General features: G+C 42.7%; 1 pseudogene. It reads left to right on the top strand.

Going from position 1 to position 349, the window contains the following annotated elements:
• Positions 1-349 (top strand): annotated as a pseudogene (locus tag SB772_RS39530) (hypothetical protein); the annotation flags it as partial.

The raw sequence follows: 349 nt of genomic DNA, 5'->3' as shown, positions 1-349 counted from the left end.
AGCTAGATATTCATGAGACTATTAAACGCACGGCAAAAAAGGGTGTGCTTGACATTCATATGCAAGCGGAGCGCCGTAACCGAGTCAAAGTGCTGATGCTGTTTGATGTGGGTGGCAGTATGGACATCCATGTCGAAGCGCTCGAAAAATTGTTTTCTGCGGCAAAAAATGAATTTAAAACATTAGAGTTCTTTTATTTTCATAACTGCTTGTATGACTATGTGTGGAAGGACAATAATCGTCGCCATAGTGCACCGATGCCAACGTTTGAGCTACTCAATAAATATGGCCGAGAGTATCGTGTTATCTTCGTCGGTGATGCATCGATGTCACCTTATGAGCTGATGAC

It is taken from the genome of Paraburkholderia sp. SIMBA_030, assembly GCF_046535245.1.
Lineage (GTDB): Bacteria > Pseudomonadota > Gammaproteobacteria > Burkholderiales > Burkholderiaceae > Paraburkholderia.
This window is presented reverse-complemented; position numbering and strand designations above follow the sequence as displayed.